Source organism: Candidatus Williamhamiltonella defendens, assembly GCF_900699045.1.
GTDB lineage: Bacteria > Pseudomonadota > Gammaproteobacteria > Enterobacterales > Enterobacteriaceae > Hamiltonella > Hamiltonella defensa_A.
Genome location: NZ_CAADHL010000006.1, coordinates 1 through 18,255, shown reverse-complemented (window position 1 = coordinate 18,255; position 18,255 = coordinate 1). Strand labels below are relative to the sequence as shown.

The window sequence follows — 18,255 nt, the reverse complement described above, 5'->3', positions numbered from 1 at the left end:
TGGAAAATCCTTAAAAGCCGCACGTAAAGTATTAGAGAATGTGGAGCTAAAACAAAATTAGCAGAACCAGTCAAAAAAAACACAAAATTTTTATTAAATGACACCACTACCTGTATCTCACTATATTAATATCGTCCTCGTTTTTTTAAGGGAGAGGTTTTTTAATGTCTACACTGAAAAAACTGATGTAACTCGTTTATCGAAAAACCACGCCCCAATTCGCTCATCATCATTGATGATGTAAAATTTTTATAAGTTCCCCCGTCACGCCCTTAATTTTTCAGGACGCAAAAATGCATGAAAATGAAGATATTTATTCAAATCATATTGGCCAAAAATTGGGCTATATACATCTATACGTCTTCCTGATTAGCACCTCATTAGCACCTATCCCCATAACATTAGGCAGAGAAATAGGGCTAATCGACAACAATGTTCCATTTCATCGATTTGATTTATGAAATGCCTTCGAGCTGTCCTAGTTATATCAAAAAGGAAAACCGTTGGTTGGTATGGCTGAATTTAAGGTACCGGCCCAATCAAAAAATTTAATTGAATCAAAATCATTAAAACTGTATCTCAATAGTTGAAACTAATTTCATTTTGATTCCTTAGAAGTACTTCAATTTGTTTTGTCAAAAGACTTCTCCACCGCCGCTGTGTGAGCAGTTTCAGTAACTGTATTTTAAGGCCATGAAAAATAACGTGGATGTCACAGTTTTGAAAATTTAATTTCCTGGTCACTTATCAACCCGATTGGGGTAGTGTTTTTATCAAATATAAAGTCAATAAAATAGATAGAGAAAAATTACTCAGATATATCATGTCATTTCGACAGAATCATGAATTCCACGATCAGTGCGTAGAAAGAATATTCTTGGATATAAAAAATATTATCGTCCGAAAAAGTTAACCGTTTTTGCGAAATATACCCGTAGAGGTGGATTAGATATTAATTTGTTTAGGAGTGATGACGAATCTAGCTCTAATCTATGAAGATCAAGCAGGCAATAGATTTTTTCAAAATCAATTACCGACTGCGGCTTTTCTGTATTGGCTTTTTATGATCATGCTCATGCAGGCCTTTTCGAGGCCTCTTACTCTTAACTGCTTGTTGTTTCCTAAAAACAAGCTCAAAATGCGCCTCTTTTATTTATTTCTTTTTTCTTCTGCCGAGCAATTGTATTGCACAGAAAATTTTAGTGCTCTGGCATCTTCTGTCACTCTCCTGTAGGAAATTCATATGAATGATCGTCATGCCGAAAAAATTCGTAGAGCTTATAACGTTGCCTATTGGGGAAATGATTATTTTTATATTAATAATTTAGGCCACATCTGTGTTCGCCCCAATCCTGAGGTATCTCAGTATTTTATTGATATTGCAGAACTTTTGAAAGAAAAAGAAGGAAAGAAACCCCAACCGTTACCTGCTTTATTTTTTTTTCCGCAAATTTTACAGCACCGTTTGCATGCCATTAATAAGGCTTTCAAAAGCGCGCGTGATTCTTTCGGGTATCAAGGAGATTATTGTTTGGTTTATCCGATTAAGGTAAACCAGCACCGGCGTGTTATTGAATCTTTATTGAAATCGGGGGAATCTTTAGGTTTAGAGGCGGGATCTAAAGCAGAAATGGTCGCTGTACTAGCTTATGCAGGTGGTACGCGCTCCCTAATTGTCTGTAACGGCTATAAAGATAGAGAATATATTCGTTTGGCACTAATGGGAGAAAAACTTGGTTATAAGGTGTATCTCGTTATCGAAAAAATATCCGAAATTAAAATGGTATTAGAGGAAGCAAAGCGCTTCAACGTCGTCCCCCGTCTCGGTGTACGCACCCGTTTGGCTTCAGAAGGTTCAGGAAAATGGCAGTCCAGTGGCGGAGAAAAATCTAAATTTGGTTTATCAGCGACGCAGGTATTAGAGTTGGTGGGGATATTACAATCTGCTGACTGTTTATCTAGCTTACAGCTTTTGCATTTTCATCTGGGTTCTCAGTTATCTAATATTCATGATATTGCCACCGGTGTACGAGAATCGGCTCGATTTTATGTTGAATTACACAAATTAGGTGTCAAAATCAGTTGTTTTGATGTAGGTGGTGGATTAGGCGTAGATTATGAAGGCACCCGATCGCAATCTGATTGCTCGGTGAATTATGGGCTGAAAGAATATGCCAATAATGTGATCTGGGGGATTGGAGAAATCTGTAATGAAAACCATTTACCTCATCCTACCATCATCAGTGAATCTGGTCGAGCGCTCACAGCGCATCATACCGTATTGATATCAAATGTGATCGGCGTTGAACGTAATGAGTTTGGCCCTCCTCAAGCTCCTGAAAAACACTCGCCCCGTGCGTTACAAAGTTTATGGTGTACCTGGCAAGACATGCAAAAATCAGATCATAGACTCTCATTAAGAGAATGTTTACATGACAGTCAAAGGGATTTACAGGATGTGCATACGCAATATACACATGGCATATTGGATTTAAAGCAACGCGCTTGGGCAGAACAACTGTATCTTCAGATTTGCCATCACATTCAAAAAGAGCTCGATCCGACTGATCGTGCACACAGGACTATGATTGATAATTTACAGGAGCGCATGGCGGATAAATTGTACGTGAATTTCTCACTATTTCAGTCCTTACCAGATGCTTGGGGCATTAACCAATTGTTTCCGATATTACCGTTAGAAGGATTAAATCAACACCCTGAGCGCCGAGCGGTTCTTCTGGATATTACCTGCGATTCTGATGGCATTATTGAGCATTATGTGGATGGTGATGGTGTAGCGAACACCTTACCTATGCCACCATATGATGTAGAAAATCCTCCTATATTAGGATTTTTTATGGTAGGCGCCTATCAAGAAATCCTTGGAAATATGCATAATTTATTTGGTAACACAGCCGTAGTAGAGATAAGTCTGGATGAACAAAAAAAGATTTCAGTGAAAATAGAGAATCAAGGGAATACGGTCTCTGATATGTTGAAATACGTGAAATTAGATCCGACGGCATTACTCGCGTACTTTTCTCAAAAAATCAAAAAAACGGATTTAAATGCTCAGTTACAGGTGGCATTTTTGGAAGAATTCAAAGCAAGCTTGTACGGGTATACCTATCTTGAATACGACTAAAAAATGATCAGCAAAAAACACATATTCAAGCACTTTTTAATACTATCTGGAGCAAAATATGATTTTTCATCAACCTCTCTCTAGAAAAGAATGTGCTAATGCCATTCGTGTGCTCAGTATAGATGCGGTACAAAAAGCAGGCTCAGGGCATCCTGGCGCTCCGATGGGCATGGCAGATATCGCACAAGTGTTATGGTGTGATTATTTAAAACATAGTCCGCTGAACCCTGATTGGTGTGACAGAGATCGTTTTGTTTTATCGAACGGACATGCTTCTATGTTACTTTATAGCCTGTTGCATCTCACAGGTTACGATCTTTCAATAGAAGAAATAAAAAACTTCAGGCAACTACATTCTAAAACACCAGGGCACCCAGAATATGGTTATACGCTTGGCGTAGAAACCACCACAGGACCGTTAGGACAAGGTATTGCTAACGCTGTTGGTTTGGCTATTGCAGAGCGGACACTGGCGGCCCAGTTTAATCGTAATGGATATCCGATAGTAGATCACCACACCTATGCTTTTGTAGGAGATGGATGCATGATGGAAGGAATTTCTCATGAAGTTTGTTCATTATCAGGTACATTACAATTAGGAAAATTGATCGTTTTTTACGATGATAACGATATTTCTATTGATGGTCATGTAAGTGGATGGTTTACGGATAATACCGCCGAGCGTTTCATGGCTTATGGTTGGCATGTCATTAACAAGATAGATGGCCATCATTCTGAGTCGATACAATCTGCCATTGAAGAAGCCCGTTCTGTTTCAGACAAACCCTCATTATTGATTTGTAAAACCACGATTGGTTATGGTTCTCCGAACAAGGCCGGCAGTCATGAGGTTCATGGGGCGCCTTTAGGAGAATCCGAGGTTCAGGCTGTGCGATCAGAGCTCGGGTGGCCATATCCTCCTTTTGAAATCTCCAAAGAGATGTATCAGGCTTGGGATGCAAAAGAAAAAGGCCAAGCTCAACAAGTTCGCTGGAATCAATTATTTTTAGATTATGTAAAAGCGTATCCTGAGCTTGCTATAGAATTTAAACGCCGTATTCAGGGTGAATTACCCCATGATTTTGAGTGTCAATCTCATCAATTCATTGAAAAAATACAGTCTAATCCCGCGGATATTGCGAGCCGTAAAGCCTCTCAAAATACCTTGGAAGCATTTGGTCAAATCTTACCAGAACTGATTGGTGGATCTGCAGATTTAGCGCCTAGTAATTTAACCCTTTGGTCTGGTTCAACATCCATCAAAACAGATCCCAGTGGAAATTACGTTCATTACGGTGTAAGAGAATTTGGCATGTCTGCCATTATGAACGGTATCGCCCTTCATAGTGGATTTATTCCTTATGGCGCGACTTTTCTGATGTTTGTTGAATATGCGCGTAATGCCGTTCGTATGGCGGCTTTGATGAAAATTCGATGTCTTTTCGTTTACACCCATGATTCTATTGGATTGGGAGAAGACGGACCGACTCATCAACCGGTAGAGCAAATGGCTAGCTTGCGTGTTACACCAAATTTAAGTGTATGGCGCCCTTGCGATCAGGTGGAATCGGCCGTCGCATGGAAATTAAGCGTACAACGCATAGAGGGCCCTAGTGTGCTTATTTTTTCTCGTCAAAATTTACAACAACAATCAAGAACACAAGAACAATTAGAAAACATCAAAAAAGGGGGATACATACTAAAAGATGCTGAAGGTCAGCCTGAATTAATTTTGATAGCGACAGGATCTGAAGTAAGTTTAGCCATGTCCGCAGCTGAACGATTAAGTGAAATGGGCCATAAAGTGCGAGTGGTTTCTATGCCGTCTACTGATCTGTTTGATCAACAGACTGCAAAATATCGCGATGAGATCTTACCTATCAAAGTGTCTGCTCGATTGGCAATAGAAGCGGGTATTGCCGATTTTTGGTACAAATATGTGGGGCTGCAAGGCGACGTTATTGGCATGACCAATTTTGGCGCATCGGCACCCGCCGAGTGTTTGTTTAAAGCGTTTGGTTTTACGATTGAGGATGTGATTACTAAAGCGAAAGCGCTTTTACAATAACTATTTATCTTAATTTTTTTATTTCTAACAAGATATTAATTTAATACCTCAGATGATCACATGAACATAAGCCACTAAACGAAAAATGTACTTTTAATATTACCTTTTAATCGAGGTGCATGAGATAGGAAAAACAAAATTGAATCAAATATAACTGACTTTTTATAGGTAAAATAATATGAGCATTGATCTGGAAAAAATACTTCTACAGTGTTTCGTGATAATGATAACGAAATGCAAAAAATAAAAGCATCTTTTAAAAAACACACAATTGTGATATTCAGAGTATTTTACATACCTCGGTCTGTATCGGAAAGAGATAATATTTTTAAAATATTTTTTATAATTCAAAAAAATCAAATATTAAAAATATCAGACAATAAAAAATTGTATTAATTTGGCTATGAATAAACGACACTAGGAAAATACGAATTCAAAATAAAGAATATTTCTCATGCTGTGAACAATATATATTCAGTGATTCAATTGTAAAAAATATTACAAAAGAAATTAAAGAGATCTGAAAAAACGCAGATACTTGCAATATTTGCTCAAATAATTTTTTAGATATCATGCTAGATAAAAGACAAGTCAACTTGGAGACAGCTAATCAAATAATTTTGTTAGGGAAAAATATTTAAAGGAAAACCAGACGCTAAAATAATAGATGCAGAAAAATTAGCATTAAAAAAGAAGTTAAACACCTTAAATTGCATTATTGCAATTTAACCAACTTCACTGGTGAGTGAGGTTAAATTATCTAACTCTCTTATAAAACAAAAAGATGAAAATATGGAGAATGAAATAACTTAAAAATTAATATTATCGGCTACCATATATCAATAGAGAGTTTGTAACGTCATAATACTTCACTCATCGATAATCATAAATCAAAATATATGAAGATTAAATCTTCGCAAGAAAAAACACAGCCTCAGAAAGAAAAAATAAAATTTTAGAATGAGAAAAAAGATTTACAGAGTGAGCTTACTGAATGAAAGTGATCTATTAAAAGCTCAGATAATACAACAACGTTAGATTCAGTCGTTTTAACTAAAACGCATCAGGAAAATCAAAATGATGATCAAAATACTATCGATTTACATGAACAAATTAAACGCTTGTAAATCGACCTTGATAGTACAAAATTAGAGCTTAATACTGCAAAAGTAGATATTGATGAAGCATGCAACTTTACAGAAAATAAAATGAAGGAGATGAGTGTGTTTCAATGTAAATATAATTAGTTGCAGTTATAAAATGATGAGGTACCTAAAGCATTAGCGCTGATCTAAAAATAAAGCTTTATAATATCAATGAAAAGCTGATGCAGCTTCGTCAAAAGCCTCTGATGTATCTTGATTAATAATAGAATAATAGAAATAATTTTCTTAAAAATGTCACATGCGCACTGACCTCGAGGCCAGTGCGTTATCGTTAGATATTCTGCGTTTTATAGGCCTTGCTCACAGCATGAAAAGTCTTTATTATGGTTAAGCTCGTTATCACCACATGCAAATATGCATTTAACCTATTGGATTATTATTATAAAATAATCCCTTAATATCCTGATTAAATGATTGATAGTATGTGGAAAAAAGACAATAATTCATAGCGTTGGGTCGTTAGCTCAGTCGGTAGAGCAGTTGACTCTTAATCAATTGGTCGCAGGTTCGATCCCTGCACGACCCATGAAATTGTTCCTTTAATGACGTATTTTCAACATATTTTCCATTCTATATATTTCATATTTTCATTTTAATCCTTAATTAACAAATGTTTTCTTGTATAGAGAAGTCTTAACCGTATTATAAATAACTTTTTCTCGTACGACAATGTAAAAACACGGTATACAAAAATCGCTCACGCCCCTGTTTTTACAGTATCAAATTAAGCAATATTCTGCTCCGTGCGTTAAAGGATTAACTAGTGATGAAGAATATTAACATCAGGTGAATTATGTCCGTTTGTTTCTCTCTGTACAAGATTAACAAGTATTAAAGAAATTGGTATCTCAGATAAAAGAAGCCAGTCGATCACTGGATTTTGAAAAAGCCGCTTGCATTCGTGATCCAATTCAATCCGTTCGGCACCTCACCGAAAAGAAATTTGTTTCTGTAGATAGTCAAGATCTCGATATCATAGTAGTGGTTTTTGAGGCTAGATTATCTTGTGTCCATATTTTATTTATGCGTTATGGCAAAGTATTAGGTAGTCGCAGCTATTTTCATAAGGTACCTAGAGGCCCAAAATTGGGTGAGGTGGTTAAAACTTTTGTTGGGCAATTTTATTTAGCAGGTAGTGAAATGAGAATGCTCCATAAGGAAATTTTACTCAATTTCTTTTTATCTGAAAAACTGCGCTTTCTGCTTTACTAATATAACGAGCAGGTTTAAAAATTTAAATACAAAATTGTCCTAGAGGAGATCGCGCCCATTACTTAAAAATGGCCTCTACTAATGCTATTAGTGCCTTACGCACCCGTTTATTCCAAAAATCTACCTTTCACAGCAGCCTCAAAGCGTTAGAAATGGCCTTGAATCTCACACCGATAAAACGTATGGAATGCGTTGATATTAGTCATCATATGGGAGAACAAACGGTTCTTGTGTTGTTTTTAACGAACATGTCCCTGTGAAATCAGAATATAGACGTTATAATATAGTGCGTGCCTCCCCCCCTGATTATTATACCCTGTCACAGGTGCTACGGCGCCATTATAGTAAATCATTAAAAGACGAACAAATCCCTGATATTATTTTTATTGATGATGGTAAAGGGAAATTAGCAAAGGCGATCAATATGTTTTCTGCCTTAAAGATGTGCTGGAACAAAGACAAACCAAAGCTGATTGCTGTTGAAAAGGCAGTGCACGTAAGCTTGGATTGGAAATATTATTTTTGTGTTACAGGGAAGGTGCTGGCTTTACCTTCTGATTCATTGTCACTACATTGAATGCAGCATATTAGTGACGAGTCACATACCTATGCGATCATATGGCATCGACGACGTCACGCTAAAATAAAAAATACCAGCATGTTAGAAATGATTGATGGCGTTGGTCCTCGCCGTAGATAAATATTATTAAAATATATGGGTGGACTAAAACCTTTATAGAATGCCAGTGTTGAAGAGATCGATAAAATTCTAAATGTCTCTCGAATATTGGTTCAAAAAAATTATAATGCGCTGAAACAATGAGCTAATATTGCAAACTATTTTTGATAGTTAGACCTATTGTAAAACAGTGGCAAGGATGGTGAGCAAGACTCTCAGATCAAAGCCACCGAATCTATATAGAATAAAGACGGAAACCCACTGGTTTATAAAAAACGAGGAACTCATAAGTCATAGTCTGTAACAGGTTTTACAAGCCAGTCTCATCACCGATTCCTGACAAAGATTTCTAAATTATGCAAATAAATATACCCACTTGGCTTACCATATTACGCCTTGCCTTCATTCCTTTTTTCATTGTGGCGTTTTATTTGCCTTTTTCATGGGCCCCTATTACCTGTGCAATGATATTTGTATTAGCAGCAGCGACAGATTGGTTTGATGGATTTTTAGCTTCTCGATGGAAGCAAACCACTCGATTTGGGGCTTTTCTTGATCCTGTGGCAGATAAAATCATCGTCTCGATTGCATTAATACTGATCAGCGAACGTTATCATGTGTGGTGGGTAACATTACCTGCTGCAACGATGATATCCCGTGAAATTATCGTTTCTGCATTACGTGAATGGATGGCTGAATTGGGGAAGCATAGTGTCATTGTGGTTTCGAAACTGGCCAAACTAAAGACAACAATACAAATGATTTCATTGATAGGATTACTTTTATCTCCAGGATACAATGTTGAAATTATCAGCATGATTTTATTGTACGTATCGACCGTGCTGAGTTTTTGGTCGATGTTTCGATATTTTAATGTCATTTGTAAAAAATTTTTAAAGTGGTGATCAATAATCACTTCAAAAAGCTCAATATGCTGTCTTAATTAAATAATTTTTATTGACTCATCACGTTAGTTAAGTAGAATGCACGCAGTTTAAAGAGCAAGAAAATATGACCTTATTGCGGGAATAGCTCAGTTGGTAGAGCACGACCTTGCCAAGGTCGGGGTCGCGAGTTCGAGTCTCGTTTCCCGCTCCAAATTAAATAAATGAATGTCATTTTTATGAAATGACTCCGGCGCGTTAACAAAGCGGCTATGTGGCGGACTGCAAATCCGTATAGTCCGGTTCGACTCCGGAACGCGCCTCCAGATTTACACGCCCGGGTGGTGGAATCGGTAGACACGAGGGACTTAAAATCCCTTGGCTTATGGCTGTGCGGGTTCAAGTCCCGCCTCGGGTACCACTATTTATTTATATTATTAATATCCTCCTATTGAAATACTGTTTCGTGATGCAATGGGCATTTTTTATCAAAATAAAATGAAATATCAGATTTCAACACATAAATCATATACTCTCTATCCTGTACTGGTTGTATGGCACTGTTAATAAAGTCAATTAAAGAGCTCAATGCAAGCCATGGCGAAGAAAGAAAGGAAGGTAAAATCAAGCGTATCAAAGCGTAAAGAAAGCCTTTTATGTTTTTTTCAAAAAAAACGTTCAATAGTAATAGCAGATCGGAGAATCATATGATCTTTCCCATTTTAACGAATCAGGTTTCTCACTTAACTCAATTGATAGCCATTGTTCGATATCAATTCCTTCACCTTTGTCTAGTTTTCTAATGCTTATAGCTTAACCGGCACATCCGTCTTTTTATCCTCAAATATGCAAGCACTTCTAAGTATCTTGCCAGAAAGTCTCTAAAATCGTAGCCGTAGTTTTAAAAAACGACCCTATTAGAACGGAATATCGTCATCAAAACCTTCTACTGAAGGTACTGAATGAACTGGTGATGAAAAAGCAGTCGATCGTTCTGTAGTTACTGTTTTATTGCTATTGAATAAATGACCACTTTGCATTTTCGACTGCTGTGCCTCCCACTCCGAAGCGGTATTGCTAATAGAGATATTGGAAGCAGGGATGGTCGTATTTTGGCGATTTCCAAGCATTTGCATGCTGCCTGTGACACCTACTATCACTTCTGTCGTATAACGATCTTGGCCATTTTGATCGGCCCATTTACGAGTTTGTAAAGCGCCTTCAATATAAACTTGCGACCCTTTGCGCAAATATTTTTCAGCTACTTCTGCTAATTTCCCGAATATCACGACTCTGTGCCATTCTGTTTTTTCTTTTTGCTCTTCTGTCTTCTTATCTCTCCAACTTTCAGAAGTTGCGATAGTAATGTTAGTAACAGGGTTCCCACTTGGCATACGGCGAACCTCTGGATCTTGTCCTAGATACCCCACTAAAATTACCTTATTGATACCTTTACTCGCCATAAAATTCTCCCCATGAAATATGTGCTATAGTATAAAATAATAATTTTAATATTGCTAAAGTTTAAAATATGTTTTTCTCAAATTTGAGAAGCACATTGCAAATGCGTAAAATCATATGAGTACATACATATACCTAATTAACCATTAACCTGAAGATTGAGGATTAAGTATCTGAAAATGGTCGTTAATAAGACTTGTTAAATTTGCAGAAATCGCAGGTAAACTATTTTTAAAAATCCTTGGCAGGCCAATAAAATACCAATTGGTTTGTAGTGGTGGTTATCATGTTTTCTGTTTTTGCCATTGAGCTAATGCTTGGTTACGGCGACGTGTTAACTCCTTTTGTATGGCCTCTTTTCGAAAACCGCTTGCAAGAATTTTTTTAACTGAAACCGAACGCGCGATATTAAAAGCTTCTCTTATATACTGCGCTTGATAGTCATTCTTGCCTTCGACTCCTCCTTCTGTACTTGCATCCGATTTACTGATGAGGATCAATTGTTCTAAACGATATGGTTTTCGCCAAAGATCGATTTCATCAAAAAAGTTTAATAAAAGTGGAAAAGAGAGTCTGTTTATGATCGTAACCAGACCGCGATATTTGAGTGCGTGTTTAAGCAGTTCCCTGAACAGATGCGGTAATTTTAAGCGTTCACAGAGTTGCTCTATTTTATTCAGATAATATAAAGGAACCCGTTTTAAAACAGCGCGATCATGCGTACCTAAAACATCATACTCAGTGAGTTTTTCCCCTAAAATATGACAAAGTGCGGCAAAGCGGACTTCCTTGTTATCGGTGAGCTTAGCGGCAATGGAAAGACTCGATAATCCATGTGAAAGAGGGCAGCGTAAAGGGGAACACAGTGTATCTATTTCAGGGAAAAGCACCAATATGGCTGAACAATGCTTCAATACTTTAAAATAAATGTGGGGACTTGGACTAAGCAAAGCTTTTTCTGTTTCTTTCCAAACTCTTTCTGGTGATAGCGTCAGCAACTCGCCACTTTTGGATATCTTTGTCATCAAATCCAAAGTTACTGAAGAAATTCTAAAACCCAAATGAGCAAACTGAGCGGCAAACCGAGCCACTCTTAACACCCGAAGAGGATCTTCAATAAAAGCCTCTGAAACATGTCGCAATATAAGATTATTCAGGTCTTTTTCGCCTTGATAGGGATCTATTAAATCGCCTTTATCATTACAAGCAATTGCATTGATAGTCAGATCACGGCGCAGTAAATCTTCTTCCAGAGTTACGTCGTGTGAGGCATAGCAGGCAAAACCGGTATGGCCCTCTGCCATTTTTCGCTCTGTTCGAGCCAACGCATATTCTTCTTTTGTCTCTGGGTGAAGAAAAACAGGAAAATTTTTCCCCACTTTTTTGTATCCTAAAAGAAGCATTTCTTCAGTCGTAGCACCGACAACGACCCAATCACGCTCCGTGACGGGTAATTTTAGCAACCTGTTGCGAACCGCACCTCCAACCAGATAAATATTCATTTATGATGTTGATGACAGTGAGTCAACCGCATTTAGATCTGAAAATGCTTGCTTTAGACGATCTATCATACTGAGCTGAGCTGAGCGCATCCATACTCTGGGATCATAATACTTTTTATTTGGTCGATCAGCCCCTTCATGGTTGCCGAGCTGATGCTGCAAATAAAGCTCATTTTTTTTATAATACTGTAACACTCCCTCCCAGGTTGCCCATTGCGTGTCTGTATCTATATTCATTTTTATTACGCCGTAACCGAGCGCTTCTTTAATTTCTTTAGCGCTCGATCCTGATCCCCCATGAAATACAAAATTTAAGCTGTTAGGAGGTAAACTAAATTTCTTTGAAACACACTGTTGAGAATCGCGCAATATTGTCGGCGTCAGTTGAACATTACCAGGTTTATAGACTCCGTGGACATTACCAAAGGCGGCGGCAATTGTGAAACGAGGGCTGATCTGATGCAATTTTTCATAAGCATAAGCCACGTCTTCTGGCTGAGTGTAGAGCGATGAATTATCAATATGGGTATTATCAACTCCGTCTTCTTCACCACCAGTACAACCCAATTCAATCTCTAGAGTCATTCCTAATTTCTCCATACGCTTGAGATATTGGATGCAAGTATCGATATTGTCTTTTAAAGATTCTTCCGACAGATCGATCATATGGGATGAAAATAAAGGTATGCCTGTTTTGTCAAAATGTTTTTCTCCAGCATCTAATAATCCATCCAACCATGGAAGCAATTTTTTTGCACAATGATCTGTGTGCAAAATAACTGGAATACCGTAATGTTCTGCCATTTGATGGACATGATAAGCGCCAGAAATTGCACCAAGTATCGCTGGCCATTGAGTTTCTGAGGAAGTGATGCCCTTACCTGCAATAAACGCGGCTCCACCGTGAGAAAATTGAATAATGACAGGGGCTTTGGCTTTGGATGCCGCTTCTAATACGGCGTTGATGGAATCTGTCCCCACACAGTTCACCGCAGGCAGCGCAAATTGATGTTTTTTTGCGATAGAAAAGATTTTTTGTACGTTATCTCCCGTCGTAACACCGGGTTTTATCACATGAAATAGTGTTGACATTTTATGTCCTAAAATTGAGTGAATAAAAATAGGAAAACCCAAAATAAAAAGAGAGTTTAGTGTTATGCTTCTTTTTTATTGTAAGCATTAATTTCCATCTGATAACGCTTTTCTAACATCGTTACTGCGGGCAATTCTTTGCCTTCAACAAATTCTAAAAAAGCCCCGCCTCCTGTAGAGATATAAGAAATGCGATCATAAAGAGAAAAGAGATCGATTGCCGCAAGTGTATCCCCACCTCCAGCGATAGAAAAAGCATTGCTGTCAGCAATCGCGCGTGCTAATTTTTCAGTACCTTGTCGAAAATTAGGAAATTCAAACACGCCCACTGGACCATTCCATAAAATGGTTTTTGCGTTTTTTAAAATCCTCACTAAATGTGACGCAGAAACATCACCGATATCCAAAATTTTTTCATCGGAATTGACTTGATCAACGGGCTTGAGAGTGGCCTGAGCGGTTTCAGAAAATTCAGTGGCCACACGGACATCGGTAGGGATAGGAATCTTACATGTTTCTAGGAGTTTTTTGGCCTCAGGAATCAAATCTTCTTCGTGAAGAGATTTACCGATATTATGGCCAAGTGCGGCTAAAAAAGTATTGGAAATACCCCCTCCAACAATCAATTGATCTGCCACTTTAGATAAGGCTTCCAAAGCGGGCAGTTTGGTTGATACCTTAGATCCGCCTACAACAGCGACCATAGGTCGTGCAGGATTACTTAACGCTTGATGTAATGCCTGTAGTTCGTTCGATAATAATGGACCTGCGCATGAAATATGGGCGTATTGACCGACACCTTCTGTAGATGCCTGTGCACGATGCGCGGTACCAAAGGCATCCATCACATAGACATCACACAGAGCAGCATACTGTTGAGAGAGCTGGACATCGTTTTTTAATTCCCCCTTGTTAAATCGCACATTTTCGAGAACCACTAATTCACCAGGCACTACATCGATACCATGAAGATAGTCTTTAACAAAACGGATGGGAAATGGGCATTCAGAAGAGAGGTAGTTTTTGATGTAATTGACGACAGGAAATAAAGAAAAAGCTGCGTCGTATTTCCCTTCAGTTGGCCGACCTAAATGCGAGGCCACCATGACTTTTGCTCCCTGTTTAAGTGCCGCTGTAATCGTGGGCAATGATGAACGGATCCGCGCATCAGAAATCACTTCTCCGTTTTTAAGCGGAACATTGAGGTCAGAGCGGATTAGCAGGCGCTGACCTTCCAAATCTACATCAGACATTTTAATAAAAGGCATGAAAATTTTCTCTTGTATCAATAGAATTCTTGAAAAACCGTAGCAAGGGTTGTGAATTTGATAAACTGAAGAATTGGTACTTTATCATTCATATCTCACTTAAACATGATGATATTTTATTTTAAAAAATTATTAATAGATTAATTTTAATATAATTAATTTATTTCTCTTAAATCGTAAAGATATCAGGTTTTTACTGTAGTAAAAAATTGAACGAAAAGGTGCATACTTACGATCTCATAATACACATAAAAAATATCTGCGTTATTTCTATTTTATATGACACTTTAAAAAACGGTGGTCAAAATAAAAATTTTTATTATGCTTCACTGGGAAGCAGAGTTTAATGATAAAACAGATACACAAAGGTTTCGATATTTGGTAGAGAGCAAGATCGCCAAATGGCTTATTGGTTAAATAAAAAATATATTAATTTTAACCAAGTTTTAGTGAGCCCGTATTTACGGGCCCAACAAGCATGAAAAGTGTTACGTGGAATTTTAGTTTCACCTAAAAATAAAAAATGATATCAGAGCTGACGCATGTGGGAGATTATGAGCGGATCTCTCATTCCCTGAAATAGTAGCAAAAAGGATATTTATCGGTATTTCGTATATTCAATCCACCAGAGGTAGATTATTTAGTATCAGAATGTTCCACAAACAACCCCACTTGTATTTCATACAAGGCCATGACGCATATTGATTGAGATTTTAATAAAAATTAAACCTCTTTAAATTGGCACATCACCCCTGCTCAAGCAAAATGATTTTTATCATTATAAAACGAGTTATCTTTTTCGCCAGTTCGTGCCATTTTCAGTATCTTCAACCACAACGCCTATTTCACATAATCGAGTTCTGGCATTGTCTGCTTCCTCCCAGTTTTTATGAGCACGAGCCAGGTTGCGTTTCTCGATTAAATCGGTAATTTCGGCGATTTGATTCCAGTCATCTTTTTGAGGATTGAGAAGAGATAACAGGCTGCCGCTCTGTAGCAAACCTAAGACTTTACCCATCTTCCTTAATTGAGCCGCCAAGCCATCCGCTGCTTTTGGACATTCTTTTTTTAATTTATTAATTTCACGTGCAGTGTCGAATAATACGGCATAGGCTTCAGGTGTATTGAAATCATCATTCATTGCTGAAACAAAGCGTTTCTCGAAGGACTCCCCCCCTTCTGGAAAGGCTTTCTGATTGGTGCCACGCAAGGCGGTATATAAACGTGTCAGCGCAATACGAGCTTGCTTAAGGTTTGCTTGAATGTAATTTATCGGGCTACGATAATGTGCAGACAACAAAAAATAACGAATTGTTTCTGGATCAGAACGCTGCAATAGATCCCGAATGGTGTAAAAATTATTAAGTGATTTTGACATTTTTTCTTTATTGATCATGATCATGCCAGAATGCATCCAATAATTCACATAGGGAGCTTTATGAGCACATACAGATTGCGCCATTTCATTTTCGTGATGGGGAAACATTAAATCTGCGCCGCCACCATGAATATCAAAATGTGGCCCTAATGCCTTGCCATTCATTGCAGAACATTCTATATGCCAACCTGGACGGCCTTCTCCCCATGGCGATGGCCAATGAGGCTCATTGGGTTTAGACAGTTTCCATAAAACAAAATCCATTGGATGATGTTTGCTTTCCATGACCTCTATTCGAGCACCTGCCTGTAATTGTTCTAAATTTTGACGTGACAATAAGCCATAATCAGGATTTTTTTCGACTGAAAAGAGGACATCTCCATTATCAGCTACATAAGCATATTTTTGATCCAGTAACTGTTTGGTCAATGTAATTATTTCTGTAATGTTCTCCGTCGCCCGCGGCTCTAAATCAGGTCGTAATAGGTTTAGTGCATCAAAATCTTGATACATTTCTTTTAACATCTGTGCTGTTAATGCTTCACAACTTTGATGATGCTGAGACGCTCTTTGAATAATTTTATCATCGATATCAGTGATATTACGAACATAAGTCAGGGAGTATCCCAAATAACGTAAATAACGAGCTACAACATCAAAAACGACAAAAGTGCGGGCGTGCCCAATATGACAGAGATCATATATGGTGACACCGCACACATACATACCCACTGTATTTTGGTGAATAGGTTTAAATAGTTCTTTTTTTCGATTGAATGTATTAAAAATTTTTAACATACAAAGATCCCGTTTTTTTATTTTTTATGGGTGTTTTTAATTTTTACATCATTTTTTTGAATGATATTTCATAATATCATGCTTTTTTATTCTATTGAGGGATTAAAATGAGCACGCTTTTTATTGGTGATATTCATCTCAGCATTGAGTATCCAGAAATCACAAAAAATTTTTTCAGGTTTTTGAAAACAGAAGCCACTCAAGCTGAAAGCCTCTATATTTTAGGTGATCTTTTTGACACATGGATAGGTGATGATGACCCTCATCCTTTTTACCGGGAAGTGGCCGCTGAATTGTTTTCTTTGAAAAAAAAAGGGATCCCCTGTTATTTTATTCACGGCAATCGCGATTTTTTGATAGGTCAGTATTTTGCTGACGAAAGCGGTATGATCTTGCTTCCAGAATATAAGGTTATTCAACTTTATGACTATAAGATAGGTATATTGCACGGCGACACGCTTTGTACGAAAGATACTGAGTACCAAATTTTTCGTAAAATAGCCCGCCATCGTTTTATTCGGAGGTTTTTTCTATGCTTGCCACTTTCTTTTCGTTTTGACATTGCGAAAAAATTGCGGCTCCAAAGTGGAGAGAAAAATAAAAAAAAAGTGGAAGAAATCATGGATGTGGATCCGCAATCGTTGCGCGATTTGATGTCCTGTCATGATGTTGATTTGATCATACACGGACATACTCACAGACCTGCCATTCACAACATTGAGATAATCGTAACGCCTTTATTATCATCAAAAAAAATTGCGTGGCGTGCCGTGTTGAGTGCTTGGCACAATGAAGGATCCATGATAAAGGTCACCTTTGATGCGATTGAGCTCATTTTTTTTCCATTTTTGGTGCCTGATTTCGGAAAAATATGAGCGTTAACTTTATTATTAGATATGGAGATTTTTATTATATGACAAAAATTTATGTGTTTCTGATAAGTTTTCTAATGACATTCTGCGTCTGTGCAGCACCATTTCAAACAGATAAGCAATTTCAAGCAGGGAATCAATATATCGTTTTGGATACCCCTGATAAAAACAATGTGCCTGATGTATTAGAATTTTTTTCAATTCATTGCCCCCATTGTTACGTTTTTGACCAGCAGTATCATATTTCTGATACTTTAGTAAAAAATTTACCGAAAGGTGTGAAGTTGGCTCGATATCATGTTTCATTTTTAGGTCCGCTTGGGAAGGAGTTAACTCGAGCTTGGGCCGTTTCGGTGAAATTAAATGCCGAAAAAAAGGTGCTCCCCTTATTTTTTAAAGCAGCACAAGAAACACAAACACTGTCAACTCAAGAGGATATTCGTCAAATTTTTATACAGGCCGGTGTCACTCAGGAAGAATATGATGGTGCATGGAACAGTATCCCCGTCAGCGCTTTAGTGGATACACAAGAACGGACAGTATCTAATTTAAAATTACAAGGGGTGCCTGCCGTCGTTGTGAAAGGAAAATATATGATTAAAAATGAGAATATTGATACCAGCTCGAAGGAAGCTTATGCCAAAGAATATGCTGAACTCGTTGGCTTTTTATTAAAAAAGTAGTACGATTCGTTTTTTTATCCACCGTCAATAAAAAATGTTCAATTTAG

General features: G+C 37.6%; 12 protein-coding genes, 4 tRNA genes and 2 pseudogenes. 13 read left to right on the top strand and 5 right to left on the bottom strand.

The genetic code is table 11. The features are described from left to right. The first annotated feature begins 293 nt into the window (after positions 1-293). The 11 genes and pseudogenes from CICURV3402_RS06980 to CICURV3402_RS05790 all read left to right on the top strand — a co-directional run bounded on the left by CICURV3402_RS06980 (position 294) and on the right by CICURV3402_RS05790 (position 9,575). Positions 294-461 (top strand): hypothetical protein, encoded by a 168-nt coding sequence (locus tag CICURV3402_RS06980; protein WP_235667706.1) that lies wholly within the window; start codon positions 294-296, stop codon positions 459-461. Positions 462-512: 51 nt separating this feature from the next. Then, positions 513-590 (top strand): hypothetical protein, encoded by a 78-nt coding sequence (locus CICURV3402_RS07750; RefSeq protein WP_407079086.1) that lies wholly within the window; start codon positions 513-515, stop codon positions 588-590. Between the two features lie 134 nt (positions 591-724). Then, positions 725-996 (top strand): annotated as a pseudogene (locus tag CICURV3402_RS06975) (NADPH-dependent 7-cyano-7-deazaguanine reductase QueF); the annotation flags it as partial. Positions 997-1,243: 247 nt separating this feature from the next. Then, on the top strand, positions 1,244-3,145 hold the full coding sequence (gene speA, locus CICURV3402_RS05825; protein WP_158380218.1) for a biosynthetic arginine decarboxylase: 1,902 nt from the start codon (positions 1,244-1,246) through the stop codon (positions 3,143-3,145). Between the two features lie 58 nt (positions 3,146-3,203). Further along, entirely contained in the window at positions 3,204-5,213 is a 2,010-nt protein-coding gene (tkt, locus tag CICURV3402_RS05820) for a transketolase (protein ID WP_158380217.1), read from the top strand. Between the two features lie 1,619 nt (positions 5,214-6,832). Next, positions 6,833-6,905, top strand: a tRNA-Lys gene (locus CICURV3402_RS05815). 126 nt (positions 6,906-7,031) lie between these two features. Further along, positions 7,032-8,414: pseudogene (uvrC, locus tag CICURV3402_RS05810) on the top strand (excinuclease ABC subunit UvrC); the annotation flags it as partial. A gap of 212 nt (positions 8,415-8,626) precedes the next feature. Next, a complete protein-coding gene (pgsA, locus tag CICURV3402_RS05805) occupies positions 8,627-9,175 on the top strand; it encodes a CDP-diacylglycerol--glycerol-3-phosphate 3-phosphatidyltransferase (protein ID WP_158380216.1) in 549 nt (182 codons plus the stop codon). A gap of 117 nt (positions 9,176-9,292) precedes the next feature. Beyond that, positions 9,293-9,368 (top strand) — tRNA-Gly (locus CICURV3402_RS05800). A 38-nt stretch (positions 9,369-9,406) separates the two neighbouring features. Continuing rightward, positions 9,407-9,480, top strand: a tRNA-Cys gene (locus CICURV3402_RS05795). 9 nt (positions 9,481-9,489) lie between these two features. Beyond that, a tRNA-Leu gene (locus CICURV3402_RS05790) sits at positions 9,490-9,575 on the top strand. A gap of 496 nt (positions 9,576-10,071) precedes the next feature. Here the strand turns inward: CICURV3402_RS05790 and ssb are convergent. The 5 genes from ssb to cysS all read right to left on the bottom strand — a co-directional run bounded on the left by ssb (position 10,072) and on the right by cysS (position 16,653). Beyond that, positions 10,072-10,617 carry a single-stranded DNA-binding protein gene (ssb, locus tag CICURV3402_RS05785; RefSeq protein WP_158380215.1) on the bottom strand — a complete coding sequence of 182 codons (546 nt, stop codon included), beginning with the start codon at positions 10,615-10,617 and terminating at the stop codon, positions 10,072-10,074. 282 nt (positions 10,618-10,899) lie between these two features. Next, positions 10,900-12,117, bottom strand: a complete 1,218-nt coding sequence (locus CICURV3402_RS05780; protein WP_158380214.1) for a multifunctional CCA addition/repair protein — start codon at positions 12,115-12,117, stop codon at positions 10,900-10,902. Continuing rightward, positions 12,118-13,209 carry a class II fructose-bisphosphate aldolase gene (gene fbaA, locus CICURV3402_RS05775; protein WP_158380213.1) on the bottom strand — a complete coding sequence of 364 codons (1,092 nt, stop codon included), beginning with the start codon at positions 13,207-13,209 and terminating at the stop codon, positions 12,118-12,120. A 62-nt stretch (positions 13,210-13,271) separates the two neighbouring features. Next, a complete protein-coding gene (locus CICURV3402_RS05770) occupies positions 13,272-14,477 on the bottom strand; it encodes a phosphoglycerate kinase (RefSeq protein WP_158380212.1) in 1,206 nt (401 codons plus the stop codon). 790 nt (positions 14,478-15,267) lie between these two features. Next, on the bottom strand, positions 15,268-16,653 hold the full coding sequence (gene cysS, locus CICURV3402_RS05765) for a cysteine--tRNA ligase (protein ID WP_158380211.1): 1,386 nt from the start codon (positions 16,651-16,653) through the stop codon (positions 15,268-15,270). 107 nt (positions 16,654-16,760) lie between these two features. On the opposite strand from cysS, the gene CICURV3402_RS05760 reads away from it, so the two are divergent. Then, a complete protein-coding gene (locus CICURV3402_RS05760; RefSeq protein WP_158380210.1) occupies positions 16,761-17,528 on the top strand; it encodes a UDP-2,3-diacylglucosamine diphosphatase in 768 nt (255 codons plus the stop codon). A gap of 38 nt (positions 17,529-17,566) precedes the next feature. After that, positions 17,567-18,208, top strand: a complete 642-nt coding sequence (locus tag CICURV3402_RS05755) for a DsbA family protein (RefSeq protein ID WP_158380209.1) — start codon at positions 17,567-17,569, stop codon at positions 18,206-18,208. Positions 18,209-18,255: the final 47 nt, after the last annotated feature.

Bases quoted from the DNA above. Each gene is read 5' to 3' on its own strand.
- CICURV3402_RS06980 (WP_235667706.1), top strand. From the start codon at position 294: ATGCATGAAAATGAAGATATTTATTCAAATCATATTGGCCAAAAATTG.
- CICURV3402_RS07750 (WP_407079086.1), top strand. From the start codon at position 513: ATGGCTGAATTTAAGGTACCGGCCCAATCAAAAAATTTAATTGAATCA.
- speA (WP_158380218.1), top strand. From the start codon at position 1,244: ATGAATGATCGTCATGCCGAAAAAATTCGTAGAGCTTATAACGTTGCC.
- tkt (WP_158380217.1), top strand. From the start codon at position 3,204: ATGATTTTTCATCAACCTCTCTCTAGAAAAGAATGTGCTAATGCCATT.
- pgsA (WP_158380216.1), top strand. From the start codon at position 8,627: ATGCAAATAAATATACCCACTTGGCTTACCATATTACGCCTTGCCTTC.
- ssb (WP_158380215.1), bottom strand. From the start codon at position 10,617: ATGGCGAGTAAAGGTATCAATAAGGTAATTTTAGTGGGGTATCTAGGA.
- CICURV3402_RS05780 (WP_158380214.1), bottom strand. From the start codon at position 12,117: ATGAATATTTATCTGGTTGGAGGTGCGGTTCGCAACAGGTTGCTAAAA.
- fbaA (WP_158380213.1), bottom strand. From the start codon at position 13,209: ATGTCAACACTATTTCATGTGATAAAACCCGGTGTTACGACGGGAGAT.
- CICURV3402_RS05770 (WP_158380212.1), bottom strand. From the start codon at position 14,477: ATGCCTTTTATTAAAATGTCTGATGTAGATTTGGAAGGTCAGCGCCTG.
- cysS (WP_158380211.1), bottom strand. From the start codon at position 16,653: ATGTTAAAAATTTTTAATACATTCAATCGAAAAAAAGAACTATTTAAA.
- CICURV3402_RS05760 (WP_158380210.1), top strand. From the start codon at position 16,761: ATGAGCACGCTTTTTATTGGTGATATTCATCTCAGCATTGAGTATCCA.
- CICURV3402_RS05755 (WP_158380209.1), top strand. From the start codon at position 17,567: ATGACAAAAATTTATGTGTTTCTGATAAGTTTTCTAATGACATTCTGC.